Origin of the sequence: Mariniflexile sp. AS56 (assembly GCF_030552475.1) — a bacterium.
In the GTDB taxonomy this organism is placed as follows: Bacteria; Bacteroidota; Bacteroidia; order Flavobacteriales; family Flavobacteriaceae; genus Mariniflexile.
In genome coordinates, this window is the sequence record NZ_JAUPED010000005.1 from 188,996 (window position 1) to 213,271 (window position 24,276).

Consider the following 24,276-nt stretch of genomic DNA (forward strand, 5'->3'; position numbering starts at 1 on the left):
ACAATTATTTTCTCGTACTTTGGACTTTGATTGCCGGTAGAATTAAAGTTTTAAAAAAACACATCAATAAAAAAGGCCATAATCACAGGTGTTACTGGAATAAATGCAACATATTTAGCTAAATATTTGTTGAGAAGATATTTATATAACAGATTAAATAGAAAGTTCCGTCAATTTTAAATGCCTAAATGAGTATCATATTATAAACTTGGCATGATAGGTGTTGGATTTCGGAAAAAAAAGTGTTTAGGCCGTGTTCAATAAAGCAAAACCTTATGGTTTTAAATTAATAGTTTCTAAGATGAAATTCAATATTTAAAGCGTATATAATTGTTTGAAATTGAATGCAATTGCTCAATTTGAGGTTTTTAAAATGGAGGTTAATATTATAACTATGTTTGTAAAAGAAACTCAAATTGTAAATAAATTAAAGTAATTGATGGTTTTTCTAAAGAAAATCAAAAAGAAGATATAATTAGATTTAAATGAAAATAAAAAACATCTGTTGCATAGGTGCTGGGTACGTTGGCGGACCAACAATGGCTGTTATAGCGCAAAAATGCCCTCATATAAAAGTAACTGTAGTTGATATTAATGAGGCTAGAATTAATGCTTGGAATGATAATGATTTAACTAAACTTCCAGTTTTTGAACCTGGATTGGATAAAATTGTTAAAGAAGCCAGAGGTCGAAATCTTTTTTTTTCAACGGATATTGAAAAAGCAATTGATGAGGCTGAAATGATTTTTATTTCGGTTAACACACCTACAAAAACCTATGGCAAAGGAAAAGGTATGGCTGCCGATTTAAAGTTTATAGAATTATGTGCTCGACAAATAGCTAAAGTCTCTAAGCAGGATAAAATTGTGGTTGAAAAGTCAACCTTACCTGTTAGGACAGCATCAGCTATAAAAAATATTTTAGACCATACAGGTAATGGTGTTCAGTTTCAAATTTTATCTAATCCTGAGTTTTTAGCTGAAGGAACAGCTGTAGATGACCTTTTAAGCCCAGACAGAATACTTGTTGGTGGAGATACCACACAAGAAGGACAAAATGCAATTCAGGCATTAGTAGATATCTATAAAAATTGGGTGCCTTCAGAAAAAATACTTACAACAAACGTTTGGTCTTCTGAACTATCTAAACTTACTGCAAACGCCTTTTTAGCACAGCGTGTTTCTTCTATTAATGCAATGTCTGAAATTTGTGAAAAAACAGGGGCAGACATAAATGAAGTGGCAAGAGCCATAGGGATGGATAGTAGAATTGGACCTAAATTTCTTAAAGCATCAGTAGGTTTTGGAGGGTCTTGTTTTCAAAAAGATATACTCAATTTAGTTTATATAGCTAAAAGTTATGGATTAAATGAAGTGGCAGATTACTGGGAACAAGTTGTTTTGATTAATGAGCATCAAAAACAACGTTTTTCCGACTATATTGTAAGTAAACTATATAATACCGTATCTGGAAAGAAAATTACTTTTCTTGGTTGGGCATTTAAAAAAGATACTAATGACACTAGAGAATCGGCGGCGATTAAAATAGCCGATAACTTACTAAGTGAGCAAGCTTATATTTCTGTGTTTGATCCTAAAGTAAGTGAAGACAGAATTTATGCAGATTTAGATTATTTAAATTCGCGTAGTTCAAAAGAAAATAGGGAGTTGTTAAAAGTTAATAAAGAACCATATGAAGCTTGTAATAATTCGCATGCTATTGCTGTTTTGACAGAATGGGATGAATTTCAAACTTATGATTGGGAGAAAATTTATAAGCAAATGAACAAGCCCGCATTTGTTTTCGATGGAAGAGGAGTTTTAGATATAAAAACTTTAGAAAAAATCGGATTTATATGTTATAGAATTGGAAGCGGTACTAAACTTTAATTTAAGCTTTAAAAAAAAAGGATTAAGTGAATAAAATATTAATAACAGGTGCAGCAGGTTTTTTAGGATCTCATTTATGTGATAGATTTATAAAAGAAGGGTTTTATGTAATTGGAATGGATAATTTCATTACAGGCGATAAAAAAAATATATCTCATTTAGATAACAACTCAAGTTTTGAGTTTATAGAGCATGATGTAACCGAATTTGTGAAAATTGATGGTGATTTAGATTATGTTCTACATTTTGCCTCTCCAGCAAGCCCTATAGATTATTTAAAAATACCTATTCAAACCTTAAAAGTTGGTTCGTTAGGAACACACAATTTATTGGGGTTAGCGAAGGCTAAAAAAGCAAGAATACTTATAGCCTCAACATCTGAAGTTTATGGAGATCCATTAGTACATCCACAAACCGAAGATTATTATGGAAATGTAAATACTATTGGGCCAAGAGGTGTTTATGATGAGGCCAAACGCTTTCAAGAATCAATAACCATGGCATACCACAGGTTTCATGGGATAGAAACACGTATTGTTCGGATATTTAACACTTACGGCCCTAGAATGAGATTGAATGATGGAAGAGTTATACCCGCATTTATGGGGCAAGCGTTAAGAGGTGAAGATTTAACTATCTTTGGAAATGGTTCTCAAACACGTTCTTTTTGTTATATTGATGACCAAGTTGAAGGAATTTACAGGCTACTTTTAAGTGACTATGCATTACCAGTAAATATTGGAAATCCACATGAAATATCTATTAAGGATTTTGCTGAAGAAATAATTAAATTAACAGGAACAAATCAAAAAATAGTTTTTAAGGAATTGCCACAAGACGATCCTTTACAACGACAACCCGACATAACTTTAGCAAAAAAACTATTAAATTGGGAGCCAAGAGTAGATAGAAATGAAGGTTTAAAAATTACCTTCAACTACTTTAAAAATTTAACAGCAGAAGAGCTTTATAAAAGTGAACATAAAGATTTTAAACAACACATAAAAAAATAAATTGAATTATAAACAAGGGAGATACTCAGGCTTAATAAAACCATTATTTGGCTTTATTGATTTAATCATCATTAACGTTGTTGTTTTTTTGTTTGAAATAAACTTAAACAATATATATGTCTTTTGTCTATATATATCATTGGCATGGATAGTTATCGCCTTTAAAAATCACTTTTATGAAGTGCAAAGGCATACAAGAATCATCCATATTATTCCGCTTTTGTTTAGACAAATGATGTTTTTTGCTATAATTTTATATGCATATATAGGCTTTTTTAAACAGCCAATAATTAGTAGACTAGCTTTGGTTAATTATTTAATATTTGCTTTTTTTATTATTTGTGTTTTTAAATTCACAACGACCTTCTTGTTAAAAAAATACCGAACAGTTTTAAGAGGAAATACAAGAAAGGTTATTGTAATTGGTGGAAATGAAAAATCAAGACAATTAATTAAAACCTTCAATACAAGATTAGATTTTGGATATAAATTTATGGCTCAATTTAGCATTAATCAAGAAAATTTTTCACTTGAAAAATGTTATGATTACATAATTGATAATGATATAGATGAAATATATTTTTCTGTTTCCGAGTTGTCAAACAAACAAATAAATAGGTTAATTGATTTTGCCGATAACAATTTAAGGGAACTTAAGTTTATTCCTGATAATAAAGATATTTTTTCTAAAAAATTAAAATATGAGTATTACGATTACATTCCTATCTTATCTTTAAGAACAATACCTCTGCAAGAATCTTTTAACCAAATTTTAAAACGAATTTTTGATGTGTTGTTTGCCTCATTTATAATTGTTTTTGTTTTGTCGTGGCTTACTCCTATACTAGCAATTTTAATAAAACTAGAATCAAAAGGCCCAGTTTTCTTCAAACAGTCTAGAAATGGATTTAATTATCAAGAATTTGATTGTTTTAAATTTAGGTCTATGACTCCTAATAAGGATGCTCATTTACACCAAGCTACAAAAGGGGATTTGAGAATTACTAAAATTGGTGCTTTTATTAGAAAAACGAGTATTGATGAGTTGCCTCAGTTTTACAATGTATTGTTTGGTGATATGTCTGTTGTGGGACCTCGCCCTCATATGGTTAGTCATACAAACATGTATGCTCAAAGAATAGATAAATTTATGGTGCGTCACTTTGTTAAACCAGGAATTACAGGATTAGCACAAGTAAGTGGTTTTAGGGGCGAAGTAGAAACCGATAATGACATTATAAGTAGAGTGAAGTACGATATCTTTTATATTGAAAACTGGTCGCTTTGGCTAGATTTAAAAATCATGGTTCAAACCTTTATAAATGCAATAAAGGGCGAGGAGAAAGCATATTAATTATTCACTTTGAAGCCTCTAGTTTCTATCATAACGCCCATGTTTAATTCTGAAGCTTATATTTCAGAAACCATAAACAGTGTTATCAACCAAACGTATACCAATTGGGAGTTGTTGTTAATAGACGATTGTTCTAACGATAAAACGATTGATATAGTTAATGATTTCATTTCTAGATACCCAAACATAAAACTGTTTAGAAATGATATGAATTTAGGAGCAGCTATTTCCAGAAACATAGGTATTGAAGCAGCAAAAGGACAGTATATTGCATTTCTAGATGCCGATGATTTATGGAAGCCCAATAAACTCAAAACTCAAATCGAGTTTATGCAAGCTCAAAATAGTGATGTTTGTTTTAGTAGCTACGAGCAAATAGATGAATTGGGAAAACCGCTTAACAAATTAATAAAAGCATTACCCGAACTTACGTATAAAAATTTTTTAAAGAGTAATTACATTGGTAACTTAACGGGAATGTATAATGTTAACGGGTTAGGTAAAATAAAAGCTCCTAACCTGCGCAAGCGTCAAGATTGGTTGTTGTGGTTGTTGGCTGTAAAAAAGTCTGGGAAACCAGCTAAAGGGATAGCGGAATCGCTAGCTTACTATCGGGTTAGAAAAGATTCCATGTCTGCGAACAAAATTAATCTTTTAAAACATAATTACTGGGTGTATAAAAAGGGCTTGGGGTTTTCAACTTTAAAATCGGTGTATTATATACTTGTTTTTCTATTCGAACATTTCTTCGTGAAATCGAAACAAGTAGTTTCTATAAGTAAGATTTAAACTGTTTTAGTTTTCCTCTATTAGAGCGTTTCAAAGCGCCTTTCCTTTCAAACAAAACTTTTAAATTGGGCTCTAAATAGGTAGTGATCGCATTTTTTATGGAAGCTAGTTTTTCTTCTGATAGTTCATCACGACTCACATAACTTATTTTAAAACTATCGAGCTTCAGTTGCTCAATAATAAACTCTTTCACGTTATTATCATCTTCAATTACGGTTTTTGTAACGTAGTAAAAGGTTAAACCTGCAGCTTTTTTTCCGCTTGGTAATTTTACAATATCGTTAGTTCTACCAATTAAAGTTTCTAAAACAGGTTTAATGGATGTGCTCGATTTTGATAGCTTTCCAATATCTCCTAAATCATAGCGTATAAATGGATGCGCTTTATTGTAAAGAGATGTTATCACCACGCGTCCTTCTTCACCAAAAGGTAAAACCTGATTGTGTTCATCTAAAATTTCAACAAACAAATCTTCGTTGTTTACAATCCATTCGTTTTTGGTGTTTTGGAAAGCGATTAAACCCAATTCGGCAGCACCATATTCATTAATAATGGGGATTCCGAGGTGTGTTTCTAATAGGGTTTTATCATTTTCAAAAAGCATTTCGGAAGTAACAATACATGCTTTTAATGTTGGGCAAATGGTTTCCAATACCAAATTTTTATCATTCAGATATTTAGCAAACTGAACAATGGAACTGGTATAGCCATTAATATAACCGAACTTAGTGGTTTTGAATTTGATGAGGTTCTTTTCAAATTGCGCATCGCTTAAATCGAAAACCGAAAACCGATAGCGTTTGCTTAAAAAATCCTTCAGGCGTTCTTTATAATATCCTGTTTTGTTTAAAGGAATGCCGTAAAACCGTGCTTGTTTCGACGTGTTAAAATCTAAATGAAACCAACTATACCTGTCAATAAAACCAGCCCAAGTAAGTGCATGACAAAATTTGTCTTTTGCAAAAATAAACGGGTTGCCAGAAGATCCAGAGGTTTTATTTATATAGATGTTTTTTAGATGGAATCCGTCGGAAAGTCGCTCCTTTAAAGGTTGTTGCAAGTGCCGTTTGCTCATTACCGGAATGCTAGTCCAATCTTCTGGGTTAGCACCTTTTGCGAAGCTTTTGTAAAACGAGTTATGTTTTAAGTGAAAAGCAACGATGTCCTGTTTTTTAGTTTCAATAGAAGTTTCAAACTCGCTAGGGGTTTGCTTCTGAATAGTTTTCAAAACGGCCTGTGCCTTTTTAATAGGAAAACCATTAATTTTTAACGAAATATGGAACAAATTCAAACTAAAACATAATTTTTGTAAAGTAAATAAAAAATATTCGTGAATTCGTGTCATTAATTTTATTTTTGCATTTCAATTTAAAACAATACAATGAACATTCTAATTCTTGGTTCTGGCGGAAGAGAACATACTTTTGCTTGGAAAATAGCACAAAGCCCATTATGTAAAAACATATTTGTAGCTCCTGGAAACTCAGGAACAGCAAATATAGCGACTAATGTAAATATTGGAGTAACCGATTTTGAGGCTATAAAAGAATTAGTTTTAAATGAAAGTATTGATATGGTTGTGGTAGGGCCAGAAGACCCGTTGGTACAAGGGGTACATGACTTTTTTCTAAATGATGATGCCATAAAGCATGTGTCTGTTATTGGACCACAAAAAGTAGCTGCCGAATTAGAAGGAAGTAAAGAATTTGCTAAAGAGTTTTTATACAGACACAACATTCCAACGGCTGCTTATGAAAGTTTCACTAAAGAAACCGTTGAAAAAGGTTACACCTTTTTAGAAACCTTAAATGCACCATACGTTTTAAAAGCAGATGGGTTGGCAGCAGGTAAAGGAGTGGTTATTTTAAATGATTTAGATGAAGCTAAAGCTGAATTAAAAAGCATGTTAGTAGATGCTAAATTTGGAGAAGCAAGTAACAAAGTTGTTATTGAAGAATTTTTAGACGGTATCGAGTTAAGTTGTTTTGTGCTTACCGATGGTGAAAATTATAAAATATTACCAACAGCTAAAGATTATAAACGTATTGGCGAAGGTGATACAGGTTTAAATACAGGAGGTATGGGCGCCGTGTCTCCAGTGCCATTTGCTACCGATGAGTTTCTTAGTAAAATTGAAGAACGCATTGTAAAACCAACCATTAGTGGATTTAAAAAAGACAACTTACCATATGTAGGTTTTGTATTTATTGGCCTTATTAAAGTTGGAAACGACCCGAAAGTTATTGAGTATAATGTGCGTATGGGAGATCCAGAAACTGAAGTAGTATTACCAAGACTTAAAAACGATTTTGTTGAAATTCTTCAAGCGATGGCAAACGGGACTTTAGACAAAATTAATATAGAAATTGACGAACGTGCAGCAACAACTATTATGTTGGTGTCTGGAGGTTACCCAGAAGCTTATGAAAAAGGTAAAGAAATAACAGGTATTAATGCTATTACAGATTCTATCCCTTTTCATGCAGGTGCACAGTTACAAGATGGTAAAGTGCTAACAACAGGAGGTCGTGTTATGGCAATAACATCTTATGGAAATACGTACCAAGAGGCCATAAAAAAATCTTATCAAAGTATAGAAAAACTACATTTTGATAAGATGAATTATCGTAAAGATATTGGATTCGATTTATAGAAATGAATGCGAAGAAATACTTTTATCTTCTTCGTTATTATCATTAAATGATTTAAGTTGTTTCATCCAGTAAACCATAGCGGCAAACCCGATGATAACAAAAATCCAAGAAATGGTGCTTGCAGCAAACCAGTTTTCAAGTTCTAGAGCTCTTAAAGCATCCATAGGTTTGAAAAGGACGTTTACAAATAAATCCTGTATAGCGTAAAATAAATCTTTCATGTCGTACTATTTATTGTTTTCTAACCAGCTTTAGTTAGTATATTTACCAAGCAAAAATACAAAAACAGTTAATGATAACAAGCATTTTTAATAAATCTAAGCCAATAAATTTTATCATTGTTCTTTTTATTACGGTTTTAGCTTTTTTAACGGCTAGAACTCATTTAATGATAGAACCCTTAACTACCACGTTTGTTGCGAAACAATTGGCGGTATTTAGTATTTGTATTGTTACTATTTTAGTATTTAATTTTATTATTACTAAGAACAGTTTAACTCAAGAAAATAACTACGAAATACTGTTATTCAGCTTGTTTTTGTTGGCTATTGTTCAAACTACGAGCAATACAAATATTCTTGTTTCTAATCTGTTTGTGCTATTGGGGCTTAGAAAAATCATGAGTTTGCGTTCTCAAAAAAATATAAAAAGCAAATTGTTTGATGCCGCTTTATGTATTGCAATTGCTTCATTATTTTATTTTTGGTCGGTACTTTTCTTTATAGCCTTCCTTTTTAGTTTGATTTTTTATTCAGATAATAATATTAGACATTGGCTAATTCCATTTATGGGAGCAGCAACTATTTTTAGCATTGCAGTAGGCGTATCGGTTGTTGTTTATGACGATTTTTTTGAAATATTTAAATCATCACGCGATGTTAGTTACGATTTTAGCTCTTACAATTCAACACGGTATTTAGTAGGTATTACCATGTTGTTTTCCTTCGGTATTTGGTCTTCATTTTTTTACTTACAGAGTATAAAAAAGAAGAAAAAAGGACTGCGAGCATCATTCAAAATCGTAGTTATTGCTGCTATCCTTTCATTTGTAATCATATTGCTGGCACCTCAAAAAAACGGAAGTGAGTTTTTGTTTTTATTTGCGCCACTAGCTATTATTATCACTAATTATATAGAGATTGTAGAAGATAAGTGGTTTAAAGAAGTCTTTTTGGCCGTTTTAATAATTATACCTTTTGTACTATTATCTCTGTAACTTTTCACCAAAAGATAAATCACCTGCGTCGCCTAAACCAGGAACAATATAGCCTTTCTCGTTTAAATTCTCATCTATGGTCGCGATCCATAAATGTGTAGAAGCGTCAAAGTGGGTCCCAACAAAATTCACACCTTGTTGTGCACCAATAACACTCACTAAATGGATGGCTTTAGGTGTTCCGAAAGGTTTTAAAGCCTCAAAGGTAGCAACCATCGATTGTCCGGTAGCTAGCATCGGGTCGGCCAAAACAAGCGTTTTACCTTCTAAGTCGGGACACGCTAAATATTCCACAATAATTTCAAAGTCTTCAGGGTTATTTTTATGATGTCTGTATGCTGAAATAAAGGCGTTTTCAGCGGTATCAAAATAATTTAATAAGCCGTTGTGTAGTGGTACTCCAGCTCTTAAAATGGAACATAAAACAATATCATTTTCTAAAGAGTTTATGGAAGAATTTCCTAAAGGTGTTTCTACAGAAATGGGTTTGTAAGTTAAAGTTTTACTCATTTCATAACCCAAAATTTCACCAATACGTTCAATGTTTCGTCGAAAACGCATGCGGTCTTTTTGTTTAGAAACATCTCTAATTTCAGAAATGAAAGTGTTTAGAACTGAGTTTTGTTCGGAAATATGATGAATATGCATAGTGTTCAATAATTCTATATGAAGGATAAAGTTAGTTAATTCGGCTTATATTTTCGGGTATCTAATCCAATTTAATATATGAAACTTGTAAACCAACAATCGTAGAAAGGCTATTATTTATGTTTTAATTTTGTAGGTTTGTAATCATAAAACTATCTTATTATGTTCACAAGTAAAGCCAACAAAATATTTCAAGACGTTATTGGAAAATATCACGTAATTAATACGGTCGATCAGCCGTTTGAAAACCCTTATCCAGAAAGTAGTTTGTTGGAACATTTACTGTATAGAAAATGTTGGATTGATACCGTACAATGGCATTATGAAGATATTATTCGCGATCCACAAATAGACCCTGTTGCAGCTTTAACCTTAAAGCGTAAAATTGATGCTTCAAACCAAGACAGAACCGATATGGTCGAATATATTGACAGCTATTTTTTAGGGGAATACAAGCATGTAACAGCTAAAGAAAATGCAACCATAAACACAGAAAGTCCTGCTTGGGGTGTTGATAGATTGTCAATTTTAGCTTTGAAAGTGTACCATATGAATGAAGAGGCAACGCGTGTAGATGCTTCTGATGCACACCGTACTGCTTGCCAAACAAAGCTAGATATTTTATTAGAGCAACGTGTAGATTTAAGTACAGCTATTGATACACTACTTAGTGATATTGAAAAAGGTGATAAATACATGAAAGTTTACAAGCAAATGAAAATGTATAATGATGATGAACTTAACCCTGTTTTAAGAGGGCAAAAGTAATCAGTATTTTTAAGTTTACATGGCAAATTTACCCAAACACATACTTGTTATTCGGTTGTCTGCTATGGGCGATGTCGCGATGTCGGTGCCTGTATTAAGGGCGTTTACAGAACAACATCCTTCAGTAAAAGTAACTGTTTTAACTAGAGGTTTTTTTGCGCCTTTTTTTAGAGATTTAGATAATGTTTCTGTGTATGCTGCGAATCTTAAAGCGGAGCATAAGGGTGTTTTAGGACTTTATAAACTTTCAAAAGAATTAAGGCGTTTGGGAATTGACGCTGTTGCCGATTTGCATAATGTGCTACGAAGCTCTATTTTAAAAGTGTTTTTCTTCGGAATTAAAACAGTTCAAATTGATAAAGGCAGAACCGAAAAAAAGGCTTTAGTTTCTGGTGAAAATTTTCAACAACTTAAAACAACACATCAACGTTATATTGATGTTTTTGAAACCTTTGGGTTTAAAATTGATGTGTCAAACCCATACTTTCCTAAAAAATCAAGTTTAAATAAGAAGACTCAGGCTCTATTAGGTTCTGATTCAATAAAACAAATAGGTATAGCGCCCTTTGCGGCCCATGAAGGTAAGATGTATCCGTTAGATGGTATGGAAGGGGTTATTGAAGCGCTTTCCAAAGATTATAAAGTGGTGTTATTTGGCGGCGGACAAAAAGAAATAGCCATTTTAAATGAACTTGAAACTTCCTTTGGAAATGTTGTAAGTGTCGCAGGAAAGTTATCGCTTGATGAAGAGTTAGATCTTATTTCAAACTTAGAAGTGATGCTCTCTATGGATTCTGGTAATGCGCATATAGCAGCTATGTTAGGGATAAAGGTTGTGACTGTTTGGGGTGTAACGCATCCGTTTGCTGGTTTTGCGCCATTTAACCAACCAACAGATTATGCACTTTTGGCAGATAGAAACCAGTTTCCACAAATTCCAACTTCCGTTTACGGAAATAAATATCCAGAAAATTATAAAGAAGCTTCCAGAAGTATACCTCCGGAAGCTATTATTGAAAAAATTAAGTCTATTGTTTAGTTTCTTTCTATTGGGTAGAGGGGATTAAACATCATCATAATCTACAACAACGTTTGGAGTTGTAGGGTGTGCTTGGCAGGTAAGTATTAAGCCTTCTGCTACTTCGCTTTCGGTTAAAATATTGTTTTGGCGCATGCTTACTTCGCCTTCTTTTAAACGTGCTAAACAGCTACTGCAAATACCACCTTGACATGAGTATGGCGCATCAATATCTTCATCCAAAGCAGCTTCAAGAACCGTTTGTTTTTGAGACATTTCAAAAGTAGTCGTTTCATCGTCTACGGTAACAGTAATGGTTGTTTTTCCAGATGGCGTTGCTTGTTCTTCTATTTCAACAGGTTTTGCTGCTTTAAAAAGCTCAAAGTGAATGCGGTCTGTTTCAATGCCATTACCTGTTAACACATCTTTTACGGTGTGAATCATGGCTTCAGGTCCGCATAGATAAAAAGCATCAACTTCTACATGTTTATGCTTGTTTAGCATCACATAATTAACGGTGCTTTTTTCAATACGGCCAAAAATAGAATCGTCTTTATCTTGTTGACTGAATACAAATTGAATCGAAAAACGGTCTTTATAGGCATGTTGAAGTTCTAAAAGTTCATTTGAAAACATAGTATCTTCAGCAGACTTGTTTCCGTAAACCAGAATAACTTTGCTGTGAACTTCTTCTTCTAAAGCACATTTTATAATACTTAAAATAGGTGTAATACCACTTCCTGCAGCAAATGCGGCTATATTTTTGGTTTTAGAATCGTTAGGTTGGAAAACAAAACGCCCTTTTGGAGGTCCTACTTCCATGGTGTCTCCAACCTTTAAATCATTATTTGCATAGGCTGAAAAAGTACCATCTTTAACCTCTTTGACGGCAATTTGAAGTTCGCCGCTTTTTGGAGATGCACAAATAGAATAATCGCGTCGCACCTCATTATTGTTAAGGGTTGCTTTTAAAGTAATGTATTGTCCTGCTTTAAAAGAAAAAACAGATTTAAGATTTTCCGGCACATTAAAAGCAATGCTTATCGCTTTATTGGCCTCTTTTTTTATATTTTTAATCGAAAGTTTGTGGAATGATGACATGTATAAATTTTTTACAAAAATAATGAAGCCTTTAGATTTTATGACATAATTACTTAAAAATAATTACATAAGCTTTATATGCATAAGAAAATTATGTATATATTTGATTGTTATGGGAAATTCAAATTTATATAAAGGGAGTTTAACAACCATCATTTTGAAACTATTAAATGAAAATGATAAAATGTATGGGTATGAGATTACACAGAAAGTAAAGGAACTCACGAAAGGAGAACTTAAAATTACTGAGGGCGCTTTGTATCCATCCTTACACAAATTAGAAGCTGACGGGTTATTGGACGTTGAAGTTATGAAAGTTGATAATAGATTAAGAAAATATTATAAACTAACACCAGATGGTACCAAGGAAACAGCAGTTAAACTCGCAGATTTAGAGACTTATATTAAAACAATGCAAGCATTGGTAACGCCGAAATTAAGATTCGATTAATGCAACGATTAACAGAACTAGAAATAGAAGCACTTTACAATTTTACGAAGAAACATTTCGTAGAATGGTATGACGTACAAACCGAATTGGTAGACCATCTTGCAAATGGAATAGAAGAACAGTGGGAAGAAAAACCAAACCTTACCTTTGATGATGCTTTAAAAATCGAATTTAAAAAATTTGGTGTTTTTGGTTTTTCTGAAATAGTAGAGGAAAAAACAAGTGCTTTAGAGAAATATTATAGAAAAGAAGTCTGGAATTGTTTAAAAGAATATTTTAAATTCCCTAAAATAATTTTAACCTTTTTTAGTGTTTGGGCACTTTTTAAAATACTTCAATTAATCGAAAATACGAGCTATGTTGCGGTAGGTCTTATGGTTGGTGTTTTGTTTTATTATTCCATTTTTTTAGGTAAAGAAGGAGTCAAATTAAAAAAGATTCAGAAAAAAACCGGTAAAAAATGGTTGTTTGAGAACGTTATTACACAATTAGGAGGCTTTGTTCACTTGTTAAATATAGGTATTTATATGCCTATTATTAATTTTGATAAACAATGGGATGCTTTAGCTATTTTGTCTTTTTCAGGATGTTTAGTAATTTACAGTTTATTGCTTTACGTATCTATTAAAGTAGTTTCACCGAAACTGAAAGCGAAGTTTTCTAAAGAGCATCCAGAGTACAAGTTTTTGTAAATTTTGTAACAAATTCGCGAAAAGTATTACTAACCAATTATAATCTAATAATTAACTATAAAAATCCATCAAATGAAAAAATTAGTATTAGCATGTATGTTTTTAGTAGCGGTTGCAACTCAAGCTCAAGAAACGTCTCAATTTAAAACAGAAACCATCGAGTTTATTAAATTAACGGGTGCAGGTGCTGCGTTTGATGGCGCTATTGCTCAAATAGGGTTTCAGGTTACAGAAGCCAATAAAGAAGCCTATACTAAAGAAGCCATGGCCACATTAGATGGTTTGTATGGTAAAATTGCCGATTTATACATGGAAGAGTTTACTCAAAATGAAATTAAGGAACTAGTGGATTTTTATCATACTGATTTGGGAAAAAAATTAGCCAAAAAACAATTAGGATTAACCCAAAAAGCGATGACCTTCGGGCAGTCTTGGGGTATGGAAGTGAGTCAAATAGCTCAAAAATATAACGAATAGAATATGATTAAAAACTTTTTAAGTTTAGAGTGGAAATCTTTTTTTAGGTCGGCAAGCTTTGGCAAGGGTCTGGCAATAAAAATACTTATGGGGTTTTTATCACTTTATTTTATTGCTATATTTTTAGGCATGGGTGTTGTTTTATATCCTGGGCTTAAAAAAACATTTCCAGATAAAGATCCTTTAACAATTGTAAATAGTGTTTTATTTTACTGGGTTATTGGCGATTTAGTCTTTAGGTTTTTCTTTCAGAAGCTACCTATGATGGTGGTGAAACCTTTGTTGGTTGTGCCAGTGAAAAGGAGCAAAATTGTAAATTATGTTTTAGGAAAATCGGTAACGTCGTTTTTCAACTTTCTACCACTTTTTGCAGTTATTCCATTTGGTATTACGTTAATGGTGGAGGGCTATCCTATACTTTCGGTTATAAGTTGGATGCTTACTTTAATGCTAGCAACCCTTATCATTAATTTTCTAAATTTTATTATTGAAAGTTTTTCAACCGAAATAGAATTGTCCTTTTTGCCCATTATAAGCATTGCTGGAGGTTTATTTGTGCTTAATTATTTTGATGTTATTTCATTTACTCAAATTTTCGCAAATGGCTTTAATGCTATTTATAATACGCCTGTTTTAATCGTAATTCCCGTTTTAATTTTAATAGGACTTTATATTATAAACTTTAAATTATTAAGAAAAAAACTGTTTTTAGACAGTGGTTTAAAAGAAAAGGTAAAGGAAATTCAAGCTTCAAATTTAGATTGGACAAAGAATTTTGGAGACATTGCCCCGTTTATGCAGCTAGATTTAAAACTAATTTGGCGTAACAAACGAACCAAATCATCGGTTTGGATGGTGTTAATTGGCTTGCTCTATGGTTTGTTTTTTTACCCACAGCCAACGTATCAAGGCATGCCCTGGTTTTTTGCATTCATTGGTATATTCTCAACAGGTATTTTTTTAATCAATTTCGGACAATTTATTCCTGCTTGGGATAGTGGTTACTATAAACTACTCATGAGCCAGAATATTAAATACGAGCAATACTTACAGTCTAAATTCACCTTAATGGCGCTTAGTGTTGTTATATTATTTGTTTTAGGTATTCCTTATGTCTTTTTTGGTTGGGAAATTTTATTGGCACATTTTGTCGCAGCCATATATAATGTGGGTGTTAATACCCATGTTATTTTATACGGCGGCTCGTTTAATAGAAAAAAGATAGATTTAAGCCAAAAAGCAGCCTTTAATTATCAAGGTACCGGAGCGGTGCAATGGCTTATTGGTATCCCCTTATTAATTATCCCGATGGGAATATTTGCCTTATTTTATTTTTTAATTGGTTTTGAAATAGCTTGTTTGGTTTTAGGAATACTGGGTGTTTTAGGTATAGTATTACATCAAAAACTAATGAAAGGTATTACAGCCAAGTATCTACAATCAAAATATAAAATGATTGATGCTTTCAATCAAAACAACTAAAAAAAACATCATGATAGTAACTTCAAACTTATCAAAAAAATATAGTAGTAATTTAGTTTTAAACATTGCATCTTTAGAAATTCCAAAAGGGCAAAGCTTTGGTTTAGTAGGTAACAATGGTGCCGGTAAAACAACCTATTTTAGTTTGCTTCTCGATTTAATTTTACCCACAACAGGTTGTATTGTAAACAACGGTATACAAGTGAATGAAAGTGAAGATTGGAAACCTTTTACATCTTCTTTTATTGATGAAAGTTTTTTAATTGGGTATTTAACACCGGAAGAATATTTTTATTTTATTGGTGAATTACGCAACCAAAATAGAGCAGACGTTGATAAATTAGTGGCTCAATTTGAAGATTTTTTCCATGGCGAAATTCTAAACCAGAAAAAATATTTACGCGATTTAAGTAAAGGGAACCAAAAGAAAGTTGGTATTGTTGCTGCCTTAATAGGCAATCCGGAAGTTATTATTCTGGATGAACCTTTTGCTAATTTAGATCCAACAACCCAAATTCGCCTTAAAGGCATCATTAAAGATTTAGCTGAAAAACAAGGCGTAACCGTATTGGTTTCTAGTCATGATTTAATGCACGTAACCGATGTTTGCGAGCGTATTGTAGTACTAGAAAAAGGTGAAATTGTGAAAGATTTAGCTACTAATGCTGCCACTTTAAAAGAATTAGAGGCTCATTTTTCAGGTGTAGAAATAGTTTAGTTTTTTATTAGTTGCACATGGAAGGGTCAAAATGTTTTAGTTTAAGCCGTACCTAAGAATCACACTTCGTCCAAAAGTTCTGTCATTTTATGGGTTAATCGAAAAAGATGCTTATTTTTACCTGCTTATACATAATATAAGCACGAGTTTATAGTTATTATTTAGACTAAAAATGCCAGCATTGAAAATATCTTTTAAAGCAACCTTCGTTATTGCCTGTTCTGTTTTGTTGTTAGTAAGTTGTTCCCGAAAAAAGGACAAATTCATTAGCCGAAATTTCCATGCTGTTACAGCAGAATTTAATGCGCTTTATAATGGTTACAATGCCTTGGAAGCGGGAAGAACCAGTTTAAACGATGGATATTCTGATAATTATTGGGATGTTTTACCCATAGAACGTATGCAAATCTCGGAAGAGGTGGTGCTTCCTGGTCAATCTAAAAACGAAAACTTCAATACAGCTGAAGAGAAAGCGGTAAAAGCCATTCAAAAGCATAGCATTACTATTAACGGGAAAGAGAAGAACCCACAAATAGATGAAGCGTATTTGCTTTTAGGGAAATCTAGATATTTCGATCAACGTTTTGTGCCTGCTTTAGAGGCGTTTAATTACATTCTTTACAAATATCCAGCCAGCGATAAAATAAACCAAGCTAAAATTTGGCGTGAAAAAACAAACATTCGTTTGGATAATGATGAGCTTGCTATCCAAAATTTAAAACGTTTATTAAAACAAGAGGAATTAAAGGATCAAGATTTAGCCGATGCTACTTCCATGTTGGCACAAGCGTATTTAAACACAAAATCTGTTGATAGTGCGATTACTCAACTTGAAATTGCTTCAAAAGCAACGAAAAAGGGTGACGAACGCGGCCGTTACAAATTCATTCAAGGACAATTATATAATGAATTAGGCAAAAAAGACAGCGCGAATTTAGCTTTCGATCAGGTTATTGAACTAAACCGTAGAACGCCTCGAATTTATATGATTGGTGCACATATCGAAAAAATTAAAAATTTCGATTACGGTAAGGGCAACAAATTTGAGTTATTAGAATTAATCACCGAATTGGAAGAAAACAGAGAAAACCGTCCGTTTTTAGATAAAATTTACCATCAAAAAGCCACGTATTTTTTACATAATGCTTCCGATTCATTAGCCATTGCATACTTCAATAAATCCTTACGAACCAATTCTCAAGACCGCATTTTAAAAGCTAAGAATTACGAAATTCTAGGTGATATGAATTTTGATGCTTCTGTTTACGAGAAAGCAGGAAATTATTACGATAGCACCATGACTAATTTGGTTTTAAATTCAAAACCGTATCGCATCATTAAGCGTAAACGCGATAATTTAGAAGATGTTATTTATTATGAAACTATCGCTCAAGTAAACGATAGCATTTTAAATTTAGTGCGTTTACTTGAAGCGGAACGTATTGCTTATTTTGAAGTTTTTATTGAGAAACTAAAAATTAGAGCAGAAGAAGAAAAGGAAAAAGCCGAAGCTGCTGAACGTAATACGGGTTTAGCGACTGTTAATAATCCTATTGGTAGCCCAGGTCCTCGTATGGGTGCGCCAACCCAAGCAGCTATGTTTTATTTTTATAACCCTACCACAGTGGCTTATGGTAAAAATGAGTTTGTAAAAATTTGGGGCGATCGCCCAATGGAAGATAATTGGCGATGGTCTAGTAAATTAAATTCAGGGGTAACGGGTAGCGCATCTACCAATAATAGTGTTGTTACAGCTTCTGAAGATGAATTATTCGATCCGCAATTTTATATTTCTAAAATCCCTTCCGAAGTTAAAGAAATAGACAGTCTTTCTAAAGATAGAAATTATGCTTACTATCAGTTAGGATTGATTTATAAAGAGAAATTTAAGGAATACGCTTTAGCAAAAAGTAAATTTAATAACTTACTAAGTAGCAACCCTGAAGCGCGTTTAATCTTGCCTTCAAAATATAATTTGTACAAAATTTATGAGCTTTTGGGTGAAAATTCAGAAGCATCTATTGCAAAAGCAGACATTATTGCAAACTACCCAGAGTCTCGCTATGCTACTATTCTAAACAATCCAGATTCAGCTTCAGAAAAGGACGAAAACAGTCCTGAAAGCTTGTATGAAGTGCTGTATGAACAGTATGAGAGCCAGGCCTATGCTGAGGTTATTTCTAAAAGTGAAGAATACATCACCACTTTTGACGGTGAACCTATTGTATCGAAGTTAGAATTACTAAAAGCAACTGCAACTGGCCGATTGTATGGTTTAGAAGCTTATAAAGAAGCGATTAACTATGTTGCTATTACTTTTGCCAACACGCCAGAAGGAAAACAAGCTCAAAATATAGAAACGAATGTTTTACCTAAATTGGCAAGTTCTGATTTTATAAAGGAAAATGATAGTGTAGCTAATAATCATAAAGTGGTTTTTAAATTTGAAAACCCGAAGCCAAAACAAGTGACCGATTTTCAAAAAATATTAGATACGGTATTGAAAAATATAAAGTATTATAGCTTAAAATCATCGGTTGATGCGTATAATCCAAACACCACATTAGTAGTTGTTCATGGGTTAAGAAATGCACAGGTGGCTAAAACATTCAACCAGTTGCTTACTAAAGAAGATAAGAAAAAAATTAAAGAACCTTATTTTGCAATAACATCTGCAAATTATCAAATCATTCAAATGCATAAAAATTTGGATGCATATTTAAATACAGACTCTAATTCTAAATAATATAGCATTATGTTTTCAGATAATAAAAAAGATAAACAGCATATCGAAGGCTTGTCAAGTCAGAATATCATTTCACAAGGCACTAAAATAGTGGGCGATTTTACCAGCGAAGGCGATTTTAGAATAGATGGTACTTTGGAAGGGAATATAGTGACATCGGGTAAAGTTGTTGTTGGAAAATCTGGAGTAATAAAAGGAACTTTACAAGGAACAGACGCTTATTTTGAGGGTAAATTTTCAGGAAAGTTAACTTTGTCTGGAACGTTAACCTTGAAAGCATCAGCAGAAATAGATGGGGAAGTGGTAGCCGGAAAATTAGCAGTAGAACCTGGTGCTAATTTTAATGTGTCGTGTATTATGAAGGGATCTGTAAAAGAAATGAATAAAGGTGGACAACAAGGAAAAGGAACAGAGAAAACCGCTTAATAAATATATTAGGTTTACTTCTATAGCCATACAAATGGGCTTAACTATCTATTTAGGTAGTAAATTAGGGGAGTGGTTGGATGTGAAATTTAACAATCAAAACCAGTTGTACTATAAGATTGTTACTTTAGCAGCTGTTTTTTTGGCCATGTTTTCGGTGATTTTTCAGGTTTTAAAAATCACCAATAAAGATAATTAGAATGTATAAAAGAATTATTGGGTTTGTTTTAATTGTAATGGCGCTATTTGCTATTTCATTTAATTTACACACTTATTTTAATGCTCACGATTTAAGTTTTTCGCTTTTTTACGTGTATTTGTTTCATGTTGTATCGGCTATTTTGGTCTATTTTATTTTAGAACTTATAGCAAGTAAACTGCCTAACCAAGCAGGTTACGCGTACTTAATGGCCATGTTTTTTAAAATTGGCGCTTTCGTAATCGTTTTTCAACAAGCAGTTTTTGCTAAAGAACAATTATTAATGGCAGAACGGGTCGCTTTGGTTATTCCTTTGTTTTTGTTTTTAATAGTTGAGGCTGTGGCCGTAGCAAAGTTATTAAACAGTAAATAGTTAAGTTTTATTCATTAAAAAAGGCGCAATTAAAACCGTCGAAAAAACTAACTAAAAAAAGGGTTTGGGTTTTTAAATTATTGTGTACATTTGCACAAAATTTTTAAGAGCATAATTTCATTAGTTAATAAAGATATGATGGTAGCAAAAAAATCTATCAAGTTAATTGCAGTTTTAGTTTTAATGGTGACTTCTTTTTCTAGCTTAGCTAATGAAGGGGATCATAAACAAGAAACCCATGGAAAAGGGGAGTTAGTTGATTCACCAGAAGAAATTAGAGAATACATTGCTCATCACTTAAAAGATTCTCACGATTTTCACTTTTTTACAGATAACGCATCAGGAACCCACTTTAGTTTTCCTTTGCCTGTTATTGTTTGGACAAGTAATGGTTTAAAAGCATTTATGTCTTCAGAATTTCATCATGATGATAACGCTCAAGTTATTGTTGAGAAGGATGAAGTTAGTTTAGTGAAACTTCACAGTAAAATATACGAATTAGAAGCTGGCGCATCATCGATTGATTTTGATGAAGCACATCACCCAACAAACGCACATAAAGTATTAGATTTTTCTATTACTAAAAGTGTATTTGGTATGTTGTTAGCTGGTTTTTTAATGTTATTAGGTTTCACGGCATTAGCAAGAGGTTATAAGAAAGGCGCTATTCCAACAGGATTTGGTCGTGTTTTAGAGCCTTTAGTTATTTATGTGCGTGACGAAATTGCACGTCCAAATATTGGGGAGAAGAAATATAGAAAGTTTATGGGTTTCCTATTAACTGTATTTTTCTTTATCTGGATTTTAAATTTATTAGGTTTAACACCAATAGGTTTTAATGTAACAGGACAAATTGCAGTAACAGCATGTTTAGCGGTATTTACCATGGTTATATATATGGTTAGTGCGAGTAAAGATTTCTGGAAACACACTTTATGGATGCCAGGAGTACCTGTAATATTACGCCCAATATTAGCAGTTATTGAATTAGTTGGGTTTGTGCTTATTAAGCCTTTCTCATTATTAGTTCGTTTATTTGCAAACATGACGGCAGGTCACTTTGTGGTAATGAGCTTAATTGCTTTAATGATTACTATGAAACAAGCCTTTGGTCCAGTAGCATCAACAGGAATGTCGCTAGTATTAGCATTATTTATATCGGTTATTGAAATTTTAGTAGCCTTTTTACAAGCATTTATTTTCACGATGTTATCATCGTTATTTATAGGTATGGCTGTTGAAGAGCATGACCATCATTAATAAGAATTTGTTTAATTAATATTTATAAAACCAAATTAGTATGTACAATTTAATTGGAGCAGGATTAATCGTAATCGGTGGAGGAATCGGTTTAGGTCAAATTGGAGGAAAAGCAATGGAAGGTATTGCTCGTCAACCTGAAGCAGCTGGTAAAATCCAAACTGCGATGATCATCATCGGTGCCTTATTAGAAGGTTTAGCATTCGGTGCATTAATCTTAGGGAAATAAGAATTTCCTAAAAAACAAAGAAACAAGTTTCTGCAACGGTTGGTTGCAGAAACTGTTTTAAAAAAATTAAACACTAGTTATCAAGTAATCTATATTAAATGGAAACGTTATTAAATGATTTTTCGGTAGGCTTATTCATCATGCAAGCCATTATTCTTGTGATCTTAATCCTATTAATGCGCAAGTTTGCATGGAAACCTATTTTAGATTCTTTACAAAATCGCGAAGAAGGAATTAAGAACGCTTTAGTTTCAGCAGAAAAGGCACGATTAGAAATGCAAAATCTGAATTCTGAAAACGAAAAGTTGTTAAAAGAAGCTAGAGCAGAACGCGAAGCCATGTTAAAAGAGGCACGCGATATGAAAAATAAAATGGTTGAGGATGCTAAAACAGAGGCTAAAGAAGAAGCTAGTAAAATAGTAGCTCAAGCACAAGCATCTATCGAATCTGAAAAGAATGCAGCTATAGCAGAATTAAAATTACAAGTAGCAAATTTATCTATTGATATTGCAGAGAAAGTAATACGCGAAGAATTATCTAACAAAGACAAACAAGTTAAATTGGTTGAGTCTATGTTAAGTGAAGCTAAATTAAACTAAAAAAGATGGCGGGAGCAAGAGCAGCAATACGTTACGCAAAAGCAGTATTAAGTTTAGCATCAGATAGAAATACAGCCGAGGCTGTTAATGAAGAAATGAAGCTAATTGCTAGTACCATTGCAGAAAATAAAGACTTAAGCGATGCGCTTCAAAGTCCTGTATTAAGCGCTTCATTGAAAAAATCTGTATTATTAGAGGTTTTTAAAAACGCAGATAAAACAACTTTAGGCTTAATTGATACTTTAGTGGTAAATAATAGAATTACGATGATAGCAGATGTTGCTGTTAAGTATAACCAATTATTTGATACATCTAGAGGTATCGAGGTTGCTACGGTAACAACAGCGATTGCTTTAACCGATGCTTTAAAACAAAAAGTATTAGCAAAAGCAAAAGAGCTTACAGGTAAAGATATTGAAGTACAAAGCATTGTAGATGAAAGCATTTTAGGAGGCTTCATTTTACGAATTGGCGATTTACAATATAATGCTAGTATCGCAAATCAATTAAGTAAATTAAAAAAAGAATTCACATTAAACTAAGATATTTATATCTAAATAAATAATAAGATGGCAGAAGTAAAACCGGCTGAAATATCAGCAATCTTAAAACAACAATTATCTGGTTTTGAAGCAAGCGCTTCATTGGATGAGGTTGGAACTGTATTAACTGTAGGTGATGGTATTGTACGTGCTTACGGATTGTCTAACGCCCAATATGGGGAGTTAGTAGAATTCGAAGGTGGTTTAGAAGGTATCGTACTTAATCTTGAAGAAGATAACGTAGGTATCGTATTATTAGGAGTTTCTAAAGGAGTTAAAGAAGGTTCTATAGTAAAACGTACAGGTCGTATCGCTTCTATCAATGTTGGAGAAGGTATTGTTGGACGTGTTGTAGATACATTAGGAAACCCAATTGATGGTAAAGGTCCTATTGCTGGTAAAACTTATGAGATGCCTTTAGAGCGTAAAGCGCCTGGAGTTATTTTCCGTGAGCCAGTTACTGAACCATTACAAACAGGTATCAAATCTATCGATGCGATGATTCCTGTAGGTCGTGGTCAACGTGAGTTGGTTATTGGTGACCGTCAAACTGGTAAAACAGCGGTTTGTATTGACACTATCTTAAATCAAAAAGAATTTTACGATGCAGGTGAGCCTGTATATTGTATATATGTTGCCGTTGGTCAAAAAGCATCAACAGTAGCTTTAATCGCAAAAACGTTAGAAGAAAAAGGTGCTTTAGCCTATACAACTATCGTGGCAGCAAACGCATCTGATCCTGCAGCAATGCAAGTATATGCACCGTTTACTGGAGCATCTATTGGAGAGTATTTTAGAGATACAGGTCGTCCAGCATTAATCGTGTTTGATGATTTATCTAAACAAGCAGTTGCATACCGTGAGGTATCTTTATTATTACGTCGTCCACCAGGACGTGAGGCGTATCCAGGAGATGTTTTCTACTTACACTCTCGTTTATTAGAGCGTTCTGCAAAAGTAATTAACAATGATGAGATTGCTAGAAACATGAACGACCTTCCTGAATCGTTAAAATCGATTGTAAAAGGTGGTGGTTCGTTAACAGCGTTGCCAATTATTGAAACTCAAGCAGGTGACGTATCAGCATATATCCCAACAAACGTAATTTCTATTACAGATGGGCAAATCTTCTTAGATGGAGATTTATTTAACTCTGGTGTACGTCCAGCAATTAACGTAGGTATTTCTGTATCTCGTGTTGGTGGTAATGCACAGATTAAATCAATGAAAAAAGTAGCAGGTACTTTAAAATTAGACCAAGCGCAATTCCGTGAATTAGAAGCGTTTGCTAAGTTCGGTTCAGATTTAGATGCCGTTACTTTAAATGTAATTGAAAAAGGAAGACGTAACGTTGAAATTTTAAAACAAGCTCAAAATGATCCTTTTACTGTTGAAGATCAAGTAGCTATCATTTATGCAGGGTCTAAAAACTTATTAAGAGATGTGCCTGTTGAGAAAGTAAAAGAATTTGAAAGAGATTATATCGAATTTTTAAAAGCAAAACATAGCAATATATTAGCGCTTTTAAAAGCAGGTAAATTAACTGATGAAGTTACAGATGCTTTAACAAGTGTAGCTAAAGAATTATCAGGAAAATATAAAGCATAAAAAAGTTCAGGGTTTCGAGTTATG

The 24,276-nt window shown here is 32.9% G+C and carries 26 protein-coding genes; 22 read left to right on the plus strand and 4 right to left on the minus strand.

Annotated elements, in window-relative coordinates; translation table 11 throughout:
- The first annotated feature begins 485 nt into the window (after positions 1-485).
- Genes Q5N74_RS08170 through Q5N74_RS08185 form a run of 4 tightly spaced genes read left to right on the plus strand, consistent with a single transcriptional unit; the run spans position 486 to position 5,045 of the window.
- Positions 486-1,889, plus strand: coding sequence for a UDP-glucose 6-dehydrogenase (locus tag Q5N74_RS08170; protein ID WP_304388278.1), 1,404 nt, complete (start codon positions 486-488; stop codon positions 1,887-1,889).
- A gap of 26 nt (positions 1,890-1,915) precedes the next feature.
- Positions 1,916-2,902 carry a UDP-glucuronic acid decarboxylase family protein gene (locus Q5N74_RS08175; protein ID WP_304388279.1) on the plus strand — a complete coding sequence of 329 codons (987 nt, stop codon included), beginning with the start codon at positions 1,916-1,918 and terminating at the stop codon, positions 2,900-2,902.
- A gap of 1 nt (position 2,903) precedes the next feature.
- Complete coding sequence (locus Q5N74_RS08180; protein WP_304388280.1) at positions 2,904-4,256, plus strand: undecaprenyl-phosphate glucose phosphotransferase; 1,353 nt, start codon at positions 2,904-2,906, stop codon at positions 4,254-4,256.
- Between the two features lie 9 nt (positions 4,257-4,265).
- Positions 4,266-5,045 (plus strand): glycosyltransferase family 2 protein, encoded by a 780-nt coding sequence (locus Q5N74_RS08185; RefSeq protein WP_304388281.1) that lies wholly within the window; start codon positions 4,266-4,268, stop codon positions 5,043-5,045.
- Here Q5N74_RS08185 and Q5N74_RS08190 read toward each other — a convergent pair.
- Complete coding sequence (locus Q5N74_RS08190) at positions 5,029-6,390, minus strand: phenylacetate--CoA ligase family protein (protein WP_304388282.1); 1,362 nt, start codon at positions 6,388-6,390, stop codon at positions 5,029-5,031. The genes Q5N74_RS08185 and Q5N74_RS08190 overlap by 17 nt on opposite strands.
- 36 nt (positions 6,391-6,426) lie before the next feature.
- Here Q5N74_RS08190 and purD point away from each other — a divergent pair, with 36 nt between their 5' ends.
- Entirely contained in the window at positions 6,427-7,698 is a 1,272-nt protein-coding gene (gene purD, locus Q5N74_RS08195; RefSeq protein ID WP_304388283.1) for a phosphoribosylamine--glycine ligase, read from the plus strand.
- Here the strand turns inward: purD and Q5N74_RS08200 are convergent.
- Positions 7,693-7,920, minus strand: a complete 228-nt coding sequence (locus Q5N74_RS08200; RefSeq protein WP_304388284.1) for a uracil phosphoribosyltransferase — start codon at positions 7,918-7,920, stop codon at positions 7,693-7,695. The two genes, purD and Q5N74_RS08200, sit on opposite strands and share 6 nt — an antisense overlap.
- 71 nt (positions 7,921-7,991) lie before the next feature.
- Between Q5N74_RS08200 and Q5N74_RS08205 the strand changes: the two genes are divergently transcribed.
- Positions 7,992-8,915, plus strand: coding sequence for a DUF6427 family protein (locus tag Q5N74_RS08205; RefSeq protein ID WP_304388285.1), 924 nt, complete (start codon positions 7,992-7,994; stop codon positions 8,913-8,915).
- On the opposite strand, the gene upp is transcribed toward Q5N74_RS08205, so the two are convergent.
- Positions 8,904-9,563 carry a uracil phosphoribosyltransferase gene (upp, locus tag Q5N74_RS08210; protein ID WP_304388286.1) on the minus strand — a complete coding sequence of 220 codons (660 nt, stop codon included), beginning with the start codon at positions 9,561-9,563 and terminating at the stop codon, positions 8,904-8,906. The genes Q5N74_RS08205 and upp overlap by 12 nt on opposite strands.
- A 162-nt stretch (positions 9,564-9,725) precedes the next feature.
- Here upp and Q5N74_RS08215 point away from each other — a divergent pair, with 162 nt between their 5' ends.
- Together Q5N74_RS08215 and Q5N74_RS08220 are read left to right on the plus strand one after the other, a co-directional pair.
- Positions 9,726-10,331: a DUF4254 domain-containing protein gene (locus Q5N74_RS08215; RefSeq protein WP_304388287.1), complete on the plus strand. Its 606-nt coding sequence runs from the start codon at positions 9,726-9,728 to the stop codon at positions 10,329-10,331.
- Between the two features lie 19 nt (positions 10,332-10,350).
- Positions 10,351-11,370, plus strand: coding sequence for a glycosyltransferase family 9 protein (locus tag Q5N74_RS08220; protein ID WP_304388288.1), 1,020 nt, complete (start codon positions 10,351-10,353; stop codon positions 11,368-11,370).
- A gap of 24 nt (positions 11,371-11,394) precedes the next feature.
- Here Q5N74_RS08220 and Q5N74_RS08225 read toward each other — a convergent pair whose 3' ends face one another.
- Entirely contained in the window at positions 11,395-12,450 is a 1,056-nt protein-coding gene (locus Q5N74_RS08225; RefSeq protein ID WP_304388289.1) for a ferredoxin--NADP reductase, read from the minus strand.
- A 112-nt stretch (positions 12,451-12,562) separates the two neighbouring features.
- Here Q5N74_RS08225 and Q5N74_RS08230 point away from each other — a divergent pair, with 112 nt between their 5' ends.
- The 14 genes from Q5N74_RS08230 (at position 12,563) to atpA (ending at position 24,252) form a co-directional block, all read left to right on the plus strand.
- A complete protein-coding gene (locus Q5N74_RS08230; RefSeq protein ID WP_304388290.1) occupies positions 12,563-12,901 on the plus strand; it encodes a PadR family transcriptional regulator in 339 nt (112 codons plus the stop codon).
- Positions 12,901-13,593: a hypothetical protein gene (locus Q5N74_RS08235; protein WP_304388291.1), complete on the plus strand. Its 693-nt coding sequence runs from the start codon at positions 12,901-12,903 to the stop codon at positions 13,591-13,593. The genes Q5N74_RS08230 and Q5N74_RS08235 overlap by 1 nt, the downstream gene beginning before the upstream one ends.
- 72 nt (positions 13,594-13,665) lie before the next feature.
- Positions 13,666-14,070 (plus strand): DUF2059 domain-containing protein, encoded by a 405-nt coding sequence (locus tag Q5N74_RS08240; RefSeq protein WP_304388292.1) that lies wholly within the window; start codon positions 13,666-13,668, stop codon positions 14,068-14,070.
- 3 nt (positions 14,071-14,073) lie between these two features.
- The gene (locus tag Q5N74_RS08245) at positions 14,074-15,552 is read left to right on the plus strand and encodes a DUF5687 family protein (RefSeq protein ID WP_304388293.1); all 1,479 of its coding nucleotides are present in this window, start codon (positions 14,074-14,076) and stop codon (positions 15,550-15,552) included.
- Positions 15,553-15,562: 10 nt separating this feature from the next.
- The gene (locus Q5N74_RS08250; RefSeq protein WP_304388294.1) at positions 15,563-16,270 is read left to right on the plus strand and encodes an ABC transporter ATP-binding protein; all 708 of its coding nucleotides are present in this window, start codon (positions 15,563-15,565) and stop codon (positions 16,268-16,270) included.
- A 181-nt stretch (positions 16,271-16,451) separates the two neighbouring features.
- Positions 16,452-19,016, plus strand: coding sequence for a tetratricopeptide repeat protein (locus Q5N74_RS08255; RefSeq protein ID WP_304388295.1), 2,565 nt, complete (start codon positions 16,452-16,454; stop codon positions 19,014-19,016).
- A 9-nt stretch (positions 19,017-19,025) separates the two neighbouring features.
- Positions 19,026-19,442: a polymer-forming cytoskeletal protein gene (locus tag Q5N74_RS08260; RefSeq protein ID WP_304388296.1), complete on the plus strand. Its 417-nt coding sequence runs from the start codon at positions 19,026-19,028 to the stop codon at positions 19,440-19,442.
- Positions 19,405-19,641 (plus strand): AtpZ/AtpI family protein, encoded by a 237-nt coding sequence (locus Q5N74_RS08265; RefSeq protein ID WP_304388297.1) that lies wholly within the window; start codon positions 19,405-19,407, stop codon positions 19,639-19,641. Before Q5N74_RS08260 ends, Q5N74_RS08265 begins: the two co-directional genes overlap by 38 nt.
- A 1-nt stretch (position 19,642) precedes the next feature.
- On the plus strand, positions 19,643-20,014 hold the full coding sequence (locus tag Q5N74_RS08270) for a DUF6168 family protein (RefSeq protein WP_304388298.1): 372 nt from the start codon (positions 19,643-19,645) through the stop codon (positions 20,012-20,014).
- 135 nt (positions 20,015-20,149) lie between these two features.
- A complete protein-coding gene (gene atpB / locus Q5N74_RS08275; RefSeq protein WP_304388299.1) occupies positions 20,150-21,274 on the plus strand; it encodes a F0F1 ATP synthase subunit A in 1,125 nt (374 codons plus the stop codon).
- 40 nt (positions 21,275-21,314) lie between these two features.
- On the plus strand, positions 21,315-21,503 hold the full coding sequence (gene atpE / locus Q5N74_RS08280) for an ATP synthase F0 subunit C (protein ID WP_004569351.1): 189 nt from the start codon (positions 21,315-21,317) through the stop codon (positions 21,501-21,503).
- A 98-nt stretch (positions 21,504-21,601) separates the two neighbouring features.
- Complete coding sequence (locus Q5N74_RS08285) at positions 21,602-22,102, plus strand: F0F1 ATP synthase subunit B (protein ID WP_304388301.1); 501 nt, start codon at positions 21,602-21,604, stop codon at positions 22,100-22,102.
- A gap of 5 nt (positions 22,103-22,107) precedes the next feature.
- Positions 22,108-22,644, plus strand: coding sequence for an ATP synthase F1 subunit delta (gene atpH / locus Q5N74_RS08290; protein WP_304388302.1), 537 nt, complete (start codon positions 22,108-22,110; stop codon positions 22,642-22,644).
- A gap of 27 nt (positions 22,645-22,671) precedes the next feature.
- Positions 22,672-24,252 carry a F0F1 ATP synthase subunit alpha gene (gene atpA, locus Q5N74_RS08295; RefSeq protein ID WP_304388303.1) on the plus strand — a complete coding sequence of 527 codons (1,581 nt, stop codon included), beginning with the start codon at positions 22,672-22,674 and terminating at the stop codon, positions 24,250-24,252.
- The last annotated feature ends 24 nt before the right edge of the window (positions 24,253-24,276 follow it).